We start from the raw sequence: 17,714 nt of genomic DNA on the forward strand, positions 1-17,714 counted from the left end.
TTTTCACGCTTGGACGTGAAAATGATACAATTCTATGATGTCAGTTATACCGCTCAGTTTGTATGTCATATGCCCTGTGGTGTCTCCGAAAATGCCCTTATTGTGATTTTAATTCTCACGCTTTACATCACCCTCTTCCGGAAGAAAATTACGTTCAGGCTTTGGCTTAACGATCTCAAACAACGACTGTCCTTCATCACTGATTACCCCATCATTTATACCATCTTTATTGGCGGAGGGACACCTAGTTTATTCTCTGCGTCAGCTTACGAAAAATTATTTTATGAAATGAAAAAAGTGTTAACCTTAAATGAGGAAATCGAAATTACCCTGGAAACTAATCCCGGAAGCGTTGAGCAGTATCGGTTCAATGGCTATCGAAAAACGGGCATTAATCGCTTGTCTCTTGGTATACAAAGTTTTTAAGATGATAAATTAAAAAAACTAGGTCGCATTCATACTGCCGAGAATGCTAAGCAAGCCATCAAAATTGCAAAACGGGCAGGATTTAAAAACATAAATATTGACTTAATGTTTGACTTACCGAAACAAAAAATTGAAGATGCGCTCTTTGACTTACAAAATGCAATCGAATTAGATTCTACGCATATTTCGTGGTATCAATTAGCACTAGAACCGCAAACTTTTTTCTAAAAATATTCACCTGTCCCTCCTTCCTTCAGACGATTATATTTGGGAAATGTAAGTAAAGGGACAACAACAATTATTAAAAAAAACAAGGTTTTTATCAATATGAAGTTTCTGCTTATTGTCGAGATAATTATTTTTGTCAGCATAATATCAATTATTGCAAGTTTGGTGATTATCTCGGAATTGGGGCCGAAGCGCATAGCAAATTAACTTTCGAAAATGAAATTTTTTGCTATTGGAATATCAAAAATCCTAGATTTTACATGCATCCTAAAAATTCCTTTCTAGAAGGTCAACGAAGTTTCCATCCAGAGAAGTTTGCATCCAGAAGAGCTTCCCCTCGAATCTATGATAAATGCGCTTCGTTTGCAAAAACCGATTCCGCTTTACGCTTTTCACAAAACGAACCAGACTTGAACCCCCATGCTATTTCTTCTTGCCTTAAAACTAGCCAAAAACGAAAACTTCTCAAATTGGAAAATAACCACTTAATTGTTCTTCCGTTAAGCCACCAATTTCTTAATGAACTCTTAATGGAGATTTAAATTTGTAAGACATATCTTACAGAAAAAAGAGTTCTTAGGTGATTTCTTTTACACTCAATAATGTCTATTATTTAAACATATCGGATTATACACCATAAGGGCAAAATGGACGATTATTCAAGGAAAGACAGAAAGGGACCTCCTCTAGAAAACTAGAGGAAAGTTTTTTGTGATAGTTTGGTGGGAATCGGTTATAGAAGATCATTCTCACCAGCTGTCACTCTTTTCTTACTCTAAGTAACTCAACTCAAAACCTACAAAATCTGACACAGATCTATTAAGGCCTATTGTCGTAACGCTCACGAATTCATTATCTAGGCTTTTCCCGATTGTGAAAGAAACAATGTACATATACCAACGTTAATCTAATATGTTCCTTTATTATCTCATTATCAAGGTATCGATTCCAATCGAACTCGTCTCGAGGAATAATAAACCTAGATTTTTTGGGAGTGACGAATAGGAGTTTGGCACTATTTACTCCTAGCGTAAAAATCCATTTCGCGAGCGCATATCGTGACTAAACCGTAAAAGCCAGGAAAGGCCAGATGTTTCCGCAATAATTAAAATTAACCGAAAATTAACTGTGAAGATGCCTCTCAGGATAGAGAGGAGAATGGGTACCGCTATGTTTTTGACCGTAACCGTTCTCATAATACTCTAAAAGATATAATAAACAAACCCATAAAGTCCAAATTCTTTACTCAAGGCTTGAAAATCTCTAAAAAGAGAATAATTACCGGTCTTGTAAAATCAAATGCGATACTTCGATCCGGAACGAGAGCGCCTGTAAGATTCTTCCTCGAAATTGGCTTATACACCATTCAATGAAAAATAGCTTTTAGAAGGGATTCGTCAAATGCAGTCAAGTATTTCACATTGAAAAAGAAAGAAATAATAAAAATTAAACTGTTTAATGGTTTAAATGATGATAAAATCCAGAGGATTTATGCCCATTCTAAATCCGTTATTTTAAAAAAAGGAGATACGTTATTTTAAGAAAACGACAAACTAAATTCATTCTACATAATCGTTTCCGGATCCGTTTCCATTAGAAAAATGTATAAAGCAACCGGCCAGATTTACGAAGTTTCTACACTTTCTACCAATAACACTATCGGAGAAATGGTCCTCATATAAGTTGAAACCTGATCTATCTCGGTAGTTGCTTTAACCAATAGTAAACTTATTGAAATTTCTCTGGAACCTATCAAAAAGAATGAGCAAATATTATCGCTTATCAGCCAGAATATCAGTCATATTCTTTCAGAAAGATTACGAAAAATTAATGAAATTACTGTTAAATCGATGTAAAATGAGCTAGACGAACTCAAAAAAACGTAATGATTTTAAATCCACCTAACGAAGGAATTAAAGAATAAAATTGGCTTAGGAGAGGAGTCTTTCATGTAAAAGACTTTATCAGCCCTTGACTTCAGAACATTCGTGATTGCATTTCCGTCTTAAAATCAAATTTTTTTCCGATGCTTGCAGGAAGAAAATATCGAATATACCACTTATAGTATCGGGTATTATTTCATACTTAAATTTCAAAGTGGCGAAAGTCTATATGATTAGTATCAGGAAATGAAAGAAATTTTCTTCAAAGTTTAAGTCTTTAAACTTGTTCGAACCGAACTGATCAGGACTTTTCACCTTACGGTTTCATTACTTTTATGTTGAACTAACCCTTTATAGAACCTGAATTAGAATACCGTAGCAAAACACACGAGCCTTTCATTTTATCTATGAGACAGAAAAACTATTATCTGTGGAATTACCAAGAAGCTTATAAAACTGGAAACAATGCTAATCTAAGCACCATTCAATAACACCCCCATTAATTTAGTTTTTATTTATTATAAGGGCTTATTACTTTGCAATATAATTTCTCGATTAAAAACAAAAAAGGATAAAATCAAAAAATTCTACTAATTATCTACAACAATATTATCGCCTTCTAGCGAAATTTTATTCACTTATAAATAACCAGAATAAAGCCGAAGAATTTTATGAAAAAACTATTTCTCAAGCTAAAGAAAGACAACATTTATTAGAAATGGCTTTAGCTTATGAATTAGCTGCTTTATTTTATCGTCAAACAGATAAAAATTGGTCTTTAAATATTATCTGCATGATACTTATCATAACTACAAAGCTTTTGGATTTAATCGAAAAGTACTTCAATTAGAGAACCCTTTTAAGGAGCAGTTAGCAGAAGAGAGAGCTCATAAAGATCTCACAGCCACCTCTCTTCCCTATAAAGAATTAGTTCGTTTATTCCAGGTCATCGACTTTGACAATATGTTAAAAATTAGCAATTCCCTCACATCAGAAACTAACTTGTCCTCATTAATCAAAAAGTTATTAACTGAAATTTCAAATCAAACGAATTCAGATCGTATCTTTTTATTCTTAAAAAGAAAAATCTCATCTTTATTGAAGGCAAGTATGCTTATAACAGAAATGAAGCGGCTGTGACTCATTCAGAACATCTCGGTGGCCGAAACGACCTTCTCATCGATTTTATCAAATATGTGGAACGCGAAATAGTCGTAATTTTTTATAGAAAACCAAACAGCGATTACCCTATCCTAAATGGTTGATCGATTACCTAGAAGCAAAATAAATTAAATCAGCCATTGTTAGTCCCAATTTTTTTCAAAAAACTCTAATCGGGTTATTCTGTTGTGAAAATCATAAATTATCTCAAGCTTACTCATAGGAACAATTGGAATTCCTCCAACTTACTGCAAAGCAAGCTGCCATCGCTATTGAAAATGCTATCCTCTATGAATCTATTGATCAGTTTGTTCCTAAGATACTGTTAAAATCGCTGGGCTGCAATAATCTACCAGAATTAAAATTAGTAGATAACAAATTAATATATCTATATCCATTATAATTTCCGATTTGCCCAGTTTTATGTCAATTTCTGAAAAATTATCTTCCACCTAACTGAGGTCTTTGATTTAATTAATGAGTATTTAAGTACAATCACGCCAAAAATTAACAAATATGAACAAAAAATATGGACGATATATTAATAAATATATTGGTGATGCCTTTCATTGCACCGTTTCTAAAAAGAGCAGATCAAGCTTTGGACGCAAGTATTGAATTACAAGATAAACTTAAATCTTTCAATAAAACACTCGAATTAAAAGGCTTTGAAAAACTTTATCTATCCTACAGCATTAGTCTTAGTATTGGAAATATCATTTTGGGAATCATTGGAAACGAACAGCAGCTAGAGGGTCACCGCCTTGGGAAGAGTAGTCGATATTGCTTCAGAAGATGTAATTATTATCTACAAAATTATTGATGCACAACCCGATGCCGAAATTAAAAAAGCAACTTTACAAAATTTTAAAGGTGAATAATTTACTAAAGCTAAAAAATATTTGAAGGAATTTTACAAGAAAATTCTAACGATAAGTCTGTTCAAATTCTGATCCAACATTGTAGAGATTATCCAAAAAAGCCTCCCGATGCTTGGCAAAGTAGAGTAGAATTACTCATTTAAGATTAAATTGATTCATCACAGCATCAATTGTTCATTCTTACATTTTGACTTAAACTTTCTTCCCTATTTTACACAACATATAGCACTAATATAATTACAGGAACACGTTGGTTACACAATTGCTCTTGCCTGATTCCTCACGGCTATATTAGTCCTAGTTAGTTTATGGGCTATTGCCAATTACGCGGGTAAAAGAAAATTATGGCTGTTCATTAGTACCTATGTTTGTTATTTTAGCCACCGCTTTGTTGTAGTTTTCAATCCCCCCTGCGGCCATTTTGCGTACCCTGACCCTAATTATAATCTGCAATATTGCCTATGAAGCCTGCTTTATTTTTTATAATACGCTCTTGTGTGTGTCTTCTACTGCTGCTGAAAATATTTCAGCAACTTTAGGCCGTATTTCGCGCTTAGGTTAGTCCATTGGAAATTTGGGCGCACTGCTGTCATTGATTATCACTTTATTTTTGCTACTTTCTAAACCTACGTCGTTAAATATTGAATCTTTTGCTCATATTCGTCTAACTACATTATTTGTAGCAATAATCTGGTTCGCTATATTTTAGCCTTCCGATTTTTCTTTTTTCCGAGACAGACCCTCTTATCAATATCCTTTGAAACAAGCCATCAGACTAGGATTAAAGGAGCTCAAACAAACCTTCCATTCTATAAAACGAACTCTCAATCTTTTTATTTTTTTATAGCTTGAATGATCTACACCGATGGCATGATAACCTTAATTGCTTTTGGAGGCATTTATGGGTGCAGGCACTTTTAATTTCACGCTGGACGCGCTGACATGGGAAGCGTTTTAATTTTTGTTCTGCTAGGAGGGGAAGGATGATCAATCATTTTGAGGGTTCAAGAAAGAAGAGAAGATTAAATAACTAACCTCAATTCTGGATAAGAGATAATTCAATTATTTGAAAATATTGAAAAAATATTGATGCCAGTACAATTTGACTCCGATTTTGCACAACAGGAGTTGATGATGTTGGCACCAATCACAGAGATTTTTTTGCGATCTTGATGACTGATGACTGTTGCAAGCAGTATTGAAACGAAAATTGGTGTATTTATTACTCAACTCCAATCGACCGGATCGTAAAGGGACAATGAGAGCCTGAGCGAAACTATAACAATTATTGTCTTATTTCAAAAATGTTCTGGGTGCATATTGATTGCTTATGCCTGGAAAACAAACAAAGAGGGTGTAAAATACAATTATATCTTGAGTAAAAACTATGCACTTATCCAGAGTTGAGGTTAGTTAATCTAATCTCTCTACGAAAATAAATTGCTTTAGTTAGACCAAACAAACTAATCAAAAGCCAAGCAATTTCTATGATGCCCGAAGCTAAATTCCACGAAAAATATAAAGATATTAAAATAAATCCTGAACCTATAAAATTTAGGAGGGAATAAGTAATACTGCTTTGATTAAGCTTATTCATTTGTAATAAACAATAAGCTAACAAAACCAGAAGGACCCCACTGATGCCGATAATGTTGAATTCTTGAGATAAAAATCGAATTAGATATCCCATTTATAAGACCATACATTCGACATCATAACCCCCATATTTCAGTATATTAATCACTCCAGTATCTAAAATAAGATATTGTCCTTTAATTCCTAAAAGGGATCCCATAATGGTGGGTGTCTTTTCAAATGAAAGAGCTTTTATTTTATTCGGATATTCTAAAACAGGGTAATTTAATCGAGTGACCGGAGTTGTTTCGAGTTTCTGAATATCTCCCTCTTTAAATTGGTTTATCACTCTGGAAAGAGAGGAGTCGGCTTCCTTTAGCAAGGCATCTCGTGCAGAGATTAAATCTATTTCTTCAATATGATTTCTTAACATTCTCCGCCAATCCGTACGATCGGCAATGAAGGCTTTTAAGCTAACCTCTATCATGCCTGCTTGATAACGATTTTTCGTCTGTAAAATAGGCACCCCTTGAATGGCGCCTTGATCAATCCAGCGTGTGGGCACCTGCGTTTCTCGAGTAATGCCTACTTTTAGACCTGAAGAATTTGCTATATAAACCATATGATTTTGATGACAATGGATGTGAGCCCAATCCCCAATAGGGCACCCTTCTTTTTCTACTCGACAGCGTTCCGGGTGGATAATACAAAGATCACACTCTTGCAGTCTCCTCAAACAAGGAAAACAAAATCCTTGCTGAAAACTTTTATTAGTTTTACGCCCGCATTGAATACAATAAATTGATCCTGCATAGTTGAATGAAATAGATTTACCTAACCAGGTATTCAATAAAATTTCACCGCTCTCGTGAGTTAAATAATACTCAACAGGAGCTTTAAAAATACTTTTTAATTTTTTCAAATGAATATTAACTTTCATTTCTTTTAAAGAAAATATACTCTTCTAGAGGCTTTCCGACAATAAAGGCTTTCCGACAATAAAATATTCTTGGATAATTCGCTCAATAACGTCCGGAGTGCAGGAGTGATACCAAATACGATCGAGATAAACTACGGTAATTGGCCCTTGACAGCAAGTTCGCAAACAATTCGCTTTCGTTCGGCAAATTCCTCCCGCACCCGTTAAATTTAATTCATTTAATCGTCGTTTTAAATATTCCCATGGCTCTAATCCTATATTCTCTGGATAGCATTGAGGTTTGGTCTGATCACAACATAAAAAATATGATGACAAATTTTTTCTAACTTTAGAAGTTCTAGTTTACATTGTAACTTTTCATTCTCAAGAATGCTCATAGCCTGTCGTTCCCTTTCTATTAGATCAAGTGGGATATTCAAAATGAAAATTTATTTCTGATTCTTGTGATACCCATAGCTGAAATCGAGCATTCGCTGAAGAGGAACTTTAACTTTAGCTATAGCATCCAATAAAATTTCATTATTGCCAGTGAGTAAAGACTGCTCCAAATTTTGTAATATTCATAGCTATCCAGGGACAATGGTCCATAGCTCTTCGACACGTTGCTCCTTGCCAGCAGCAGTGGACGCTTCAATGAAAGTTTTGTGAAGCGATTACTGCTGCATTTTGTAAAAAATGCCGTGATCAGTTCGCTACAATAAAAGTGGAATTACGTAACTCTTATGATGCTTTTAACAACTGCGGAGTAGAACACTGCACATCTGCTTGTTCAATAATGGAAGCAGGTGATTTGGGATGCACTAAAACGGCTGCTTGAGGATATTCTTTTCGTAAAGCCGCAAAAGCTTCTCCTTTGAACTCTTCATGCACAATACAAGGGCCCCATTCCATAAAATTAAATCGGCTTCTGTTCTCTTTTGTATGTAATTTCCAAAGTATCGCGGGATCAGGCGCCCATAAAATCTTTTTATCTTATCCACTCGTGCTTTAACCGCTGCTGATGTGTTGCAATAGACCACCACTGTCTGTCCTCCGATCAGGGTGCTCATCATAAAATCGGGAAAATGTGTCAACAGGACAGGAAAGATCAAGCGAACAAGTGGCTTCACCGGTAGACATCAAAATTCGTTTTTCCGGGCTTAATAATATTTTTGCACTTTCACCCATAAACCGCACACCAGCAACAACCAACGTCACAGCGGAATGAACCATCCCAAACTGAGCCATAGGCCTCTGCTTCCATATGAAAAATTTGTCTATATATATTATTCGTTAGTTCCTTGTCCGTAGCTATATGGTAGCATAGGATAAATTATAGCGAGCCTTTCACACACGCTCAATCCTTTCTGTCGCAAACAGGTAATCCAGCCACAAATCGGATAAAATTTCCTGAGTTCGGTTCTGAGAAAAACGCTCTTCGATATTTTTAATATCCACCAATTCCATAGGCTGATGTTGCCAAGAACAAGCATAAACGGCTTTTGTCCGCTTCCCTGTGCTAGGATCGATTTGCCATTGCAGGCATTGAGCACATACCCCTTTCATCATGCATTGCATTGGCCCATAAACCGAAGCGACAAATTCCACTTCAGGTTTGAAATATTTCTTTAATAGGCCCTCTCGACCTTTTTGAACTTGCCGAAGAAGATGAGTCGAACCGATTACGTACACACGATCAATCGTCTGCAGCGAAAGGGATGGTTGCTCTATTTCGTAGCGGCGCAAAACGGAAATAAGTTCTCCCTGCGCGACTCTATCTTGAGAACGTCGTGGTTTAATTCTTCCACCCTTTTGAGTCAGCCACAAAACAACATCGCTTACCGCCTCTAATTCTTCGTGGCAGTAAAGTTCATTAGCCGTTTCCATTAAGGCCACATAGAACACGCGATGCCCCGCTTTCCGCAATGTAGGCCCTAAAGAGCGCAAATGTGAAGCAGCCAGAGCCCCTCCAATAATCATTATATTTTTCTGGCTCTCTGTGGGAATTTTGCTATAACAACCTGTCGGTCCCATAATGGAAATCGGCTGGCCCGGTTTTAAGGTTGCTACCAATCGGGAGCTCGCCCCACGCTCCAAAACCATAAAACTCACTACATCTGGATCGGAATTTTGATTCACACCAATCATTGCCAAGGCTTCCGTTTGTAACCGTGTATCGCCAATAAGGGGTGATAAGCATTCGAAATTCTGCAATCGATAAAATTGGCCCGCTCGAAAGTTACGGGCTGCCATTAATGCTCTAATTTGGCATTCGACCATGGCAGGAGAATGTCGTCGAACCGCTATCACCTTCGCTTCAAAAAGGGTGGCCATCTGGTCACGGAATTTATCATATTCAATCACGTCTCCATTAAACCGATGATTATGTTCGAGTGCTTCGACAATTTTTGGATAGGTCCGCTTAGCAGAGGCAATAGCTTTCACGACACTTCCATGGAAAATGGGATGTGTGTCGCCTAAAAAACTTACTCGATGCTCGCCCTTTTCATAACTCGTAAAGGGCCCAAAATCCTCAATTTTACAATGACCTTCTTCACTAACTTCTTTTAATTTATTATCTTTAAATTCAAATCGTTGGTAATTAAAGCCTTCACGAGAGAAAGTATCTCTATGCTCATAAGCATACGCGATATTGGGCTTAGCTCCAGTCGCCACGAAAATGGAGCGGGCAGGCAAGGTTTGATCCTCATCCGTTACAATCCAAACCCCTTCTTCATCCATGACACGCCATTGACATACTAAAGCTATTGCCCAACCTTGGGCATCTAATTTCACGGCTTTTGGTTCTAGACCCTCAGCGTAATAGATGCCTTCTTCTAAGGCCTTTATTACCTCCTCGTGGTTACGTTTATAAGCAGGAGACTCTTCCATAGTCCGGCGATAAGCTATGGTTATTCCACCCCATCCTCGGAGAAGCTTTACTAAATCAATCGGTCGATCTTCTTCTTTTGCTTTCAGGCGCTCCGCACCGACAGCTCGCCCATGATTAAGAAATTCATCTAAAACTTCCAATGAAACTTGATCAAAACGAGACCTTACAGCTTCTTCTCCAAAGAATTTGATAAGCTTTTTATATCGTTGAGTTATTTTTTCTACTTGAGCGATGTAATATGCTTGAACTTCCGTGGCCGTATCGATGGCGGTTAATCCGCCTCCAATCACTACGGCGGGCAAGCGCACTTGTAAATTAGCCAAGCTTGAGGATTTAGCAGCACCAGTTAATTGAAGTGCCATTAAAAAATCGTTAGCCTGGCGCATCCCTGGAGCTAGGCTATTTGGAATCTGCAATTCGCGCGGCAAACCAGCCCCCACAGCTATTGCTAAATGATCGAAACCCAGACGCCATACATCTTCAACCAATAAAGTGCCACCGAAACGAACGCTGCCAAATACTTGAAAATAGGGACGCCTTAATAAACTGATGTAAATTAGTTTTAAGAAATTTTTATCCCAACGCACAGTAATTCCATATTCGGCAACTCCACCAAAACCGGCCATTACCCGATTGTCCAACCGTTTTTTTAGATCCACATAATTTCGAATAGGCTCAGCAATAAGATCAGAAGGCAAGGGTTCAATCTTTAAACCATCGGTTCCCACAACAGCAAAGCCTTCCATCAAAAGAAAATGTGCCAATGTAAACCCAGCAGGCCCCATTCCCATAATCAACACTTTTTTTCCATTATAAGCTTTAGGTAGGTATTGTTCTTGCCGTAGGGGATTCCAACGTGTAAGCAAATCATAGATCTCCACACCCCAGGGTAATTCCAATACGTCCGTTAAAATTCGTGTTTCAGTCTGAGGAATGTTAACGGGCTCTTGTTTTTGGTAAATGCAAGCTTTCATACAATCGTTGCAAATACGATGCCCCGTAGCTGGGCACATAGGATTATCGATCATAACAGTGGCTAAAGCAGCAATTGCATAGCCCTTCTTTTTCAAAATATGCATTTCGGAAATTTTTTCATCCAAGGGACATCCTGTTAAAGTTTCACCTAAAGGATTAATCTTTAGGTTTCGATTTGGATCGCCTTTTTTTACTGGAAATCCTTTGGAACAAAAATCCCCATCAGTTTTGTGACAATAAATACAATAATGAACATGGGCCATTGCTTCACGCCGTTCCATCCGCGGATCGGTCAAAGTGAAGCCGTCCCGATAACGGCGCGATTCCGGCGGCCCCTCTAAACGTCCCAGTGCATCTTCAGGAAGAGCAACCGTTTCTACTAAATTTTCATAATTTAGATGTTTGTGTAAACGAAAGCTTATCCATCCTCTTACTGCATTCTTTCCTTCTAATTGAGTAAGGGCAGCAACACACCAGGAAGTAAGTTTTTCAATAAATGCTGCATTATCTTCAGGCGCTTCCAATAACCGCTGTCCCCACCGAGCGATGGCCCATTCTCGATCAACTTCATTTAATCTGTTTTCTTCTAATTGATCAGTTACCCATTGATCTAATAGTGAAAAACTTTCTATTAAATCTGCCTTTTTGAGCAGCCTGCGTGCTTGACGCAAGACATAGAATTTTTTGAAAGCAAAAATGATGTTTTCTTTTAAAGTGGCGACACGCAAATGGTTGGCCGATTTCTCAATTGAAAAAAAATCTGCAATAAAAGTTTCTAAAAGAGGCCCACAGGCAATGATTAACTCGCTGATCTCTTGAGGTTTTAAGGGTTCATTTTCTCGATACCGCAGAAGTCGTGCGTGCAAGATTTCATCTTTTGTTTTTAGAAAAATCAGAAAAGCAGCATCCAGCTTTGCAAGCCCATTTATCGTAAATAATTCTGAAAAGTTGAATCCTTTCAGAACCAGTGGTAAATTAGTCATGGAAAGCATATTCATTTCATATTACAATCTAACTATAATTCATCAGGCACCATATTTTAGCAGAGCTTATGTTTAGAAAGAAAAATAATTATCAAAAGACTTCAGGAGCTTACATTAGCGAAATTGATAAGCGTTTGGCTGATTTTGATCAAAACCATGCATGGTCAGCTACGCAGCTGGCCGAAATCACCAAATACAAACGAATTTTTCATTTACAGAATACTCCCTCTTCCTCTTCTGTAAAAAGAAAAACTTTATGGGATTTCGAGTAAATAACTATAAGCCTTCTAGCAATTTCGTTAACTCTCCGCTTGTGAACAGTTCGCTAACGATATCACTTCCGCCAATAAGCTCACCATTGATATAGAGTTGGGGAATCGTAGGCCAATTGGAAAAATCTTTAATTCCTTGACGAAGCTCGGATGACTCTAAAACGTCAAAGCTTGTAAACTGGGCTCCACATTGGCGCAGAATATGAACCACACGTCCTGAAAAGCCGCATTGAGGAAAGTCAGGCGTTCCTTTCATATACAACACAATAGGGTTAGTTTCTATTTGTTGTCGAATTTCTTCTTGGATACTCATTAATTGATCTCTTTTTATTTTCATAGTTTCCGACTTAACTCTGGCTTAGTGATTTTTCTGCTCCGTGGGTTATTTTGGCCCATCTCTCATGCATCCTTGACGCTAGTCGCTCCACACAATCAGTAAGCCAGAATTTTAGCCCCGGGGATCGTTTTATATTCATCCGGCGTATGCGTTTTTAAGGAAAGGGCGTGAATATCAGATTTCATGCGATTCCCGAGAGCATTGTAAACCATACGATGACGAGCTACTCGGTTTCTACCTTCAAATGTAGAACATAAAACCACTGCTTCAAAATGCTGCCCATCTCCCTCTACAAAAACAACTTGGCTCTCGGGCAAACCCGCTTCAATCCAACTTTTGATATTATCCACCGTTACCACAAATGTTCACTGAACTAAGTTGTTTTTGTTTATAGGGATACGATTTTGATTTTAGTGGAATTGATAGCTTCAATTACACTCTTCGTTATACTATAATTTCTAAGGGAGCTACTGTAAAATGACTTTTATTGTAATTGATCACTGTATACGTTGCAAGTACACAGACTGCGTGGAAGTCTGTCCTGTAGATTGTTTCCACGAAGGCCCCAACATGTTGGTCATCGATCCAGACGAATGCATTGATTGCAATCTTTGCGTTCCGGAATGCCCCGTCGATGCTATCTTTGCTGAAGACGACTTACCCCAAGAAAAGCAATATTTTCTAAAACTCAATGCAGAACTTGCCAAGCAGTGGCCTATTATTACCGCCAAAAAAGAAGCTCCGAAAGATGCTGATGATTGGGCAGATATTCCTGACAAGCTTCAATATCTAGAGCGCGAATGGTCGGAATAAAAAAATGAGTCGGTTTCGTCGCTACCAGGGAAAAGCTTATCAACGTGGGATACCCTTGAAACAAATACCACTCATTTTATTCATGCTCTTATTGAAAATAGTATCCAGACCGGTCAGCGGATTGTCTCGTTGGTGATAATCAACAAGAAATTCAATAAGCCATGCGTTACGAGCCATTCGTTATTTGTTTTTTTAGTCACCGAACCCTTGATTGCTTACGATCGGAAAGCTTGGGATCCACTGTTGATAATCGCGTCCGTTATGCTTTTTCATCCGCTTTAGGTTGTCGCTTAGTTTTTCATGAGGAATTTTGGGAATGGATTGTCAATTGACTTACTAATAGAGGACACCCTATTGATATCCTATTCTAGACACTAATCGTCATCAAACCTTATTACCAGAAGGCACGGAAACCCATTCACAACACTAACGGAATAGCAGCAGCTTGCTATTTTCAGCACCAAGGGAAACATATTTTTATGTTACCAAGGCCGCCAAAAGAATGTTTTCCTATTTTTCACTGCCTTTTTTCCGAAATTGCAGGAAAGTAACTATCCTTAAAAAATTTATCGAAAAACTTGGCTGTTAGTTAAGGCTAATGAAGGGCTTTTAGCTAGTCAGTTAGAAAAATTAATGCCAGATTTCCAGTGTAATTTGGGATATTGTATACGTTCCCCCTATTTAAAAATAAAATTATGGAGTGAAAATCAAGTATGGAGTGAAAATCAAGCAGTGCTCGAAGAATTAAGCAGACACTTTTTACCTATTCTTATTACCTATTCTTAAATCTTACCTCTTAAATCTTACCTGGTCGGCTAAAGTAAAATAAATCTCCTCAAAACTCATTGCGATTAATGTATGCCCTATGGCGTAATCGCAAGTCGTTTGAAAGCAAAATGGTAAAATTAATTAAAAACGGTCCAAAAATTAAAAATATAATAGCATCAAAAATTAAACTTAAATGATGCTCCATCAGCCATTTACCATGCAAAGTCGTTGGCAAAACAATAAGAAGAAAAAATAGATAGGTAGCGTATAAGACAAAAACTCGTAACTAGTTTTTATATCCTACGTAGCGTGCACTTTGATGAAATCCTTCCCATACACTCAGCTGGTTCAACACCAATAGAATTACAAAAGAAAAAAGAAAAAATAAAACAAAGAAAATCATCAAAGGGAAGGCAATAAAAACTAATACTAGCAAAGCTCGAAAAAGAGGTTGATGCACAAAAAATAAAAAATAATGCAATTAAATTACTTAAGAAGTAACTAATAAAAAATAATAAACAAAAACCAATAATAAAAATAAAAAATTCCAAATACACTAATGACAACTTAAAGTAGACATTTCTAAATGCTTGAGTTAATTTTATCGGTATGCCCTTAAAAATCGCATCGGCTTTCGTACAAAGCGAGCACCCACACAGATAAATTTCTAATAAAACGATAATGAAAAATAGGATCAAATATAATTAACGGTGGGAAGATATATTTCCCAAATGCGAATACAGATTTTTAATGACAGCGCCCAGTAGAGTTACAGGAAATATTGCTTTAAAAATAACTCCGTAATATTAAAAATAACTCCGTAATATTTCAAAGACTAGCCAATTAAGTAAAAAGGGGCTCTTGCCCTGCAGGGTATAAACTCATTGCCACTGGCACAATGAATAGGCCCTCCAACGAAAAGGCGCGAAACCCGCACCGAATATAAATAACTCCGGCGTCTGCCAGATCCTCATTGTCAACAACACTTTCATCCAAACATTTCATTACTTCGTTTCATTACTTCGTTTATAAATCGTAATATCAATCGATTCGTCAAATCAGAATTAGCAGACTCGCTCGACACATTTTTTGCTCCTATCTTTTTTCCGTCTCGATACTAATAAAATTCTTGGCCAGTTTTCACTCCGAGATGGTCTTCTTTAACTAAAGATTCCAGTTTTTGAGGAACTTCATCCTCATAAAAACCCTTCAAATGATTGGCTACCAACAAACAAATATCCAATTCAACTCGATCCGAATTCCATAGGCCCCACGGGCATTCCAAAATCTACTGCCGCCTTATCAATTAATTCTATAGAAAATCCATCCGTTAAAAATCGATTAGCTTCTAACAAATACGCCATAATTGCCCGATTAACTAAAAAAATCCTGGCTAATGCTAACGGACAAAGGCAATTTATCAATCTCCCCTACAAAAGCTACCGCTTTTTCAGCAACAGCGAGAGCTGTTTTTTTGACCTTTCGTCAATTCAAGCAAGGGCAGTTTTACTACTGAGTTGAAAAAATGAATCACCACTAATCGCTCTGGTTTTTTAAAACCGAAGCCAGCTCATCCAAAGAAAGACTAGATGTTTTTATGTTTTTTTGCTAAAACGGCTTCCGATTTTAATTGCGGCTCAATTGATTTAAAGAGATTCTGTTTTAATTTTAAGTCTTCAAATACAGCTTCAATAATTACATCTGCCGTACGAATTCCGTTCCCTGCTGCATCAGGTTATAAACGATCCATCGCTTCTTAGATTAATTGAGGCACCTCCAATTTTTCTTATACAAAGAATAGGCTCGCCTAATGGCTGGCACTAGTTTTTCTGTGGATTGATCTTGTAAAGTTACCCGCATTCCCTGAAGAGCACACCAAGTTGCAATATCACCTCCTATCACACCCACAACCATATTACTGCTATTTTCTATCAGAATTAATTTCTATCAGCATTAATTTCGCAATAGATTTGGCTTCTGTTAAATAAGCCTCTTGACTAATACCAGATTTCATCCAATTATCCACGATAGCATAAGGAGCAGGATAATGGGCTCAATTAACTTCGGCAGTTAATTTTTTATAAAATATTCGCCCCAACCAAGAGTCGTAACCAATCGGCATTCGAATAAGAGGCCCATCCTCTGGGATAATGGGAAGTAGTTTTGTAAAACGAAATAATGAGCAGCGCGCTTTAATTCTCGTGGTGGCATGGCTGCATCCACAATATCTAGTGTAGCGGCTTTTTTCTCGGAGATAGGCGAACCTCCGCAACATGATATTGCTTTAGGTGCACCAATCAATTTAGGCAGATGAACGGTGCTGAGCCTCATCCTGGATGAATTCCTAATTTTACTTCCGGCAAGCGGATAATCATGGCTTTATCATCTTCGGCCACCCAATAGCGACATGCTAAAGCCACTTTCCTAAGCCAGCACCCAAACAAAAACCACTAATCATGGTAACGCGGTTGGCATAGATAAGGCTTCTAATTTATCCAGTACCAATTGAGCTTGGCAAATAAGGTCAAAAGCTTCTTTTTCGTTTTTTAAATCTACAAATTGTTTAATATCACCACCAGCAATAAATCCTTTTTTCTTTCCGGATAATAAAATAACTGCTTCGGGTTTTTCGTCTAAAAGGAAATCAAGAATCTGATTAAATTCTGTAAAAACCTCTCGATTCATAGAATTAATGGACATATCTTCGCGGTCAATCGTAAGCCAAAGAATTTCTTCATCGTCCGTTTTCATCCACCAATGTTTGTAAGTTTGCTTTTCAACCATAATTATTCCCTCTCCAAGCTCCGCCTTACTCCCTCCAATCAAAGAGCTCCAATGCCTCGTTTGGCTTTTTTACGTTTTAATATCTCTATTTTAATATCTCTAATAAATGAAGCACTAAGCGTATACCACTAGTAAGTTTTCCCACGAGGTGACCGATGATGGAAATGTCACCCCCAAACACTATCGATATTTAATTTTCTTCATCCACATATCCCTCGTCCAACGGCGATGGCTAAAACAGTAATGAAATTCCACGCCCTATCCACAAGCATTCCATCATCATTTACCATCCTTTTCCAAGCGCTAATCTTCCACCAAGAATAAATTCGAGTGGAATAAAAATGTTATCTACCCAGATCGGGCCATTTAAAAAAGCGAGATTAAGAGAAGAGGGCTTATGCCGGGGCACCTCTTTGGATGCCCCGCAACGACAGTAGAATGAGCATGGGCATAAAATCCATGACCTTCAAACGTTTATCAACAATAAGGCCCCAAAAACGTTCCTTTTTTAATATATTTCCACACATGCTCTGGCATATTTTGGTTTTGTTAGATTTTCCAATCTTTTAAAAACGCACACAACGTTTCCGTTTGACTATCATTGATTATCAATGAAGGATTTCTCCTCATGTGTAAGAGTGAGTGTTTCTTCAGAGCAAATAATTTCTGTCAATCGGGTTTTCTACTATAGAATTGTTTTTTCCACCAAACATCACCAGCCTCTAAAGCGTCCTCCCTCTCTGCTTCGAAAATTGGTGGCAATTGTTTGTTAAAACATTGAAGTAAATAATGTCGCAGGTAAATCAAAACAAACGC

The 17,714-nt window shown here is 37.3% G+C and carries 12 protein-coding genes and 3 pseudogenes; 3 read left to right on the top strand and 12 right to left on the bottom strand.

All coding sequences use genetic code 11. The features are described from left to right. Positions 1-21 precede the first annotated feature (21 nt). Positions 22-426 (top strand): radical SAM protein, encoded by a 405-nt coding sequence (locus MRH55_RS06045; RefSeq protein WP_304985309.1) that lies wholly within the window; start codon positions 22-24, stop codon positions 424-426. Between the two features lie 5,546 nt (positions 427-5,972). On the opposite strand, the gene MRH55_RS08100 is transcribed toward MRH55_RS06045, so the two are convergent. From MRH55_RS08100 to MRH55_RS06065, 5 genes and pseudogenes are all read right to left on the bottom strand, one after another. Continuing rightward, positions 5,973-6,269, bottom strand: coding sequence for a CBU_0592 family membrane protein (locus MRH55_RS08100; RefSeq protein ID WP_439647876.1), 297 nt, complete (start codon positions 6,267-6,269; stop codon positions 5,973-5,975). Next, a complete protein-coding gene (locus MRH55_RS06050; RefSeq protein WP_304985310.1) occupies positions 6,270-7,094 on the bottom strand; it encodes a DUF2797 domain-containing protein in 825 nt (274 codons plus the stop codon). A gap of 24 nt (positions 7,095-7,118) precedes the next feature. Next, positions 7,119-7,471: pseudogene (locus MRH55_RS06055) on the bottom strand ((2Fe-2S) ferredoxin domain-containing protein). A gap of 343 nt (positions 7,472-7,814) precedes the next feature. Beyond that, positions 7,815-8,321, bottom strand: a pseudogene (gene nadA, locus MRH55_RS06060) (quinolinate synthase NadA). Between the two features lie 99 nt (positions 8,322-8,420). Next, positions 8,421-11,933, bottom strand: a complete 3,513-nt coding sequence (locus tag MRH55_RS06065; RefSeq protein ID WP_304986156.1) for an FAD-dependent oxidoreductase — start codon at positions 11,931-11,933, stop codon at positions 8,421-8,423. Positions 11,934-11,992: 59 nt separating this feature from the next. On the opposite strand from MRH55_RS06065, the gene MRH55_RS06070 reads away from it, so the two are divergent. Further along, positions 11,993-12,196 carry a CBU_0585 family protein gene (locus MRH55_RS06070; protein WP_304985311.1) on the top strand — a complete coding sequence of 68 codons (204 nt, stop codon included), beginning with the start codon at positions 11,993-11,995 and terminating at the stop codon, positions 12,194-12,196. 4 nt (positions 12,197-12,200) lie between these two features. Here MRH55_RS06070 and grxD read toward each other — a convergent pair whose 3' ends face one another. Then, complete coding sequence (gene grxD / locus MRH55_RS06075; protein ID WP_304986157.1) at positions 12,201-12,509, bottom strand: Grx4 family monothiol glutaredoxin; 309 nt, start codon at positions 12,507-12,509, stop codon at positions 12,201-12,203. Between the two features lie 119 nt (positions 12,510-12,628). Further along, entirely contained in the window at positions 12,629-12,883 is a 255-nt protein-coding gene (locus MRH55_RS06080) for a BolA family protein (protein WP_304985312.1), read from the bottom strand. A 127-nt stretch (positions 12,884-13,010) separates the two neighbouring features. On the opposite strand from MRH55_RS06080, the gene fdxA reads away from it, so the two are divergent. After that, positions 13,011-13,346, top strand: coding sequence for a ferredoxin FdxA (gene fdxA, locus MRH55_RS06085; protein ID WP_304985313.1), 336 nt, complete (start codon positions 13,011-13,013; stop codon positions 13,344-13,346). 1,885 nt (positions 13,347-15,231) lie between these two features. On the opposite strand, the gene MRH55_RS06090 is transcribed toward fdxA, so the two are convergent. From MRH55_RS06090 to MRH55_RS06100, 5 genes and pseudogenes are all read right to left on the bottom strand, one after another. Next, the gene (locus MRH55_RS06090; protein ID WP_369421100.1) at positions 15,232-15,399 is read right to left on the bottom strand and encodes a 3-hydroxyacyl-CoA dehydrogenase family protein; all 168 of its coding nucleotides are present in this window, start codon (positions 15,397-15,399) and stop codon (positions 15,232-15,234) included. Then, a complete protein-coding gene (locus MRH55_RS07905) occupies positions 15,359-15,478 on the bottom strand; it encodes a 3-hydroxyacyl-CoA dehydrogenase family protein (protein WP_369421102.1) in 120 nt (39 codons plus the stop codon). Before MRH55_RS07905 ends, MRH55_RS06090 begins: the two co-directional genes overlap by 41 nt. Before the next feature lie 86 nt (positions 15,479-15,564). Then, positions 15,565-15,828, bottom strand: a pseudogene (locus MRH55_RS07910) (3-hydroxyacyl-CoA dehydrogenase NAD-binding domain-containing protein). Positions 15,829-16,184: 356 nt separating this feature from the next. Further along, entirely contained in the window at positions 16,185-16,445 is a 261-nt protein-coding gene (locus MRH55_RS06095) for a hypothetical protein (protein ID WP_304985314.1), read from the bottom strand. Between the two features lie 123 nt (positions 16,446-16,568). Next, entirely contained in the window at positions 16,569-16,940 is a 372-nt protein-coding gene (locus MRH55_RS06100) for an enoyl-CoA hydratase/isomerase family protein (RefSeq protein WP_304985315.1), read from the bottom strand. Between the last annotated feature and the right edge of the window lie 774 nt (positions 16,941-17,714).

Origin of the sequence: Coxiella-like endosymbiont (genome assembly GCF_030643785.1) — a bacterium.
Taxonomy (GTDB): Bacteria; Pseudomonadota; Gammaproteobacteria; order Coxiellales; family Coxiellaceae; genus Coxiella.

What these genes read in the sequence shown, in the direction of transcription:
- MRH55_RS06045 (WP_304985309.1), top strand. Translation starts at nt 22, where the DNA reads ATGATACAATTCTATGATGTCAGTTATACCGCTCAGTTTGTATGTCAT.
- MRH55_RS08100 (WP_439647876.1), bottom strand. Translation starts at nt 6,269, where the DNA reads ATGGGATATCTAATTCGATTTTTATCTCAAGAATTCAACATTATCGGC.
- MRH55_RS06050 (WP_304985310.1), bottom strand. Translation starts at nt 7,094, where the DNA reads ATGAAAGTTAATATTCATTTGAAAAAATTAAAAAGTATTTTTAAAGCT.
- MRH55_RS06065 (WP_304986156.1), bottom strand. Translation starts at nt 11,933, where the DNA reads ATGCTTTCCATGACTAATTTACCACTGGTTCTGAAAGGATTCAACTTT.
- MRH55_RS06070 (WP_304985311.1), top strand. Translation starts at nt 11,993, where the DNA reads ATGTTTAGAAAGAAAAATAATTATCAAAAGACTTCAGGAGCTTACATT.
- grxD (WP_304986157.1), bottom strand. Translation starts at nt 12,509, where the DNA reads ATGAGTATCCAAGAAGAAATTCGACAACAAATAGAAACTAACCCTATT.
- fdxA (WP_304985313.1), top strand. Translation starts at nt 13,011, where the DNA reads ATGACTTTTATTGTAATTGATCACTGTATACGTTGCAAGTACACAGAC.
- MRH55_RS07905 (WP_369421102.1), bottom strand. Translation starts at nt 15,478, where the DNA reads ATGGCGTATTTGTTAGAAGCTAATCGATTTTTAACGGATGGATTTTCT.
- MRH55_RS06095 (WP_304985314.1), bottom strand. Translation starts at nt 16,445, where the DNA reads ATGAGGCTCAGCACCGTTCATCTGCCTAAATTGATTGGTGCACCTAAA.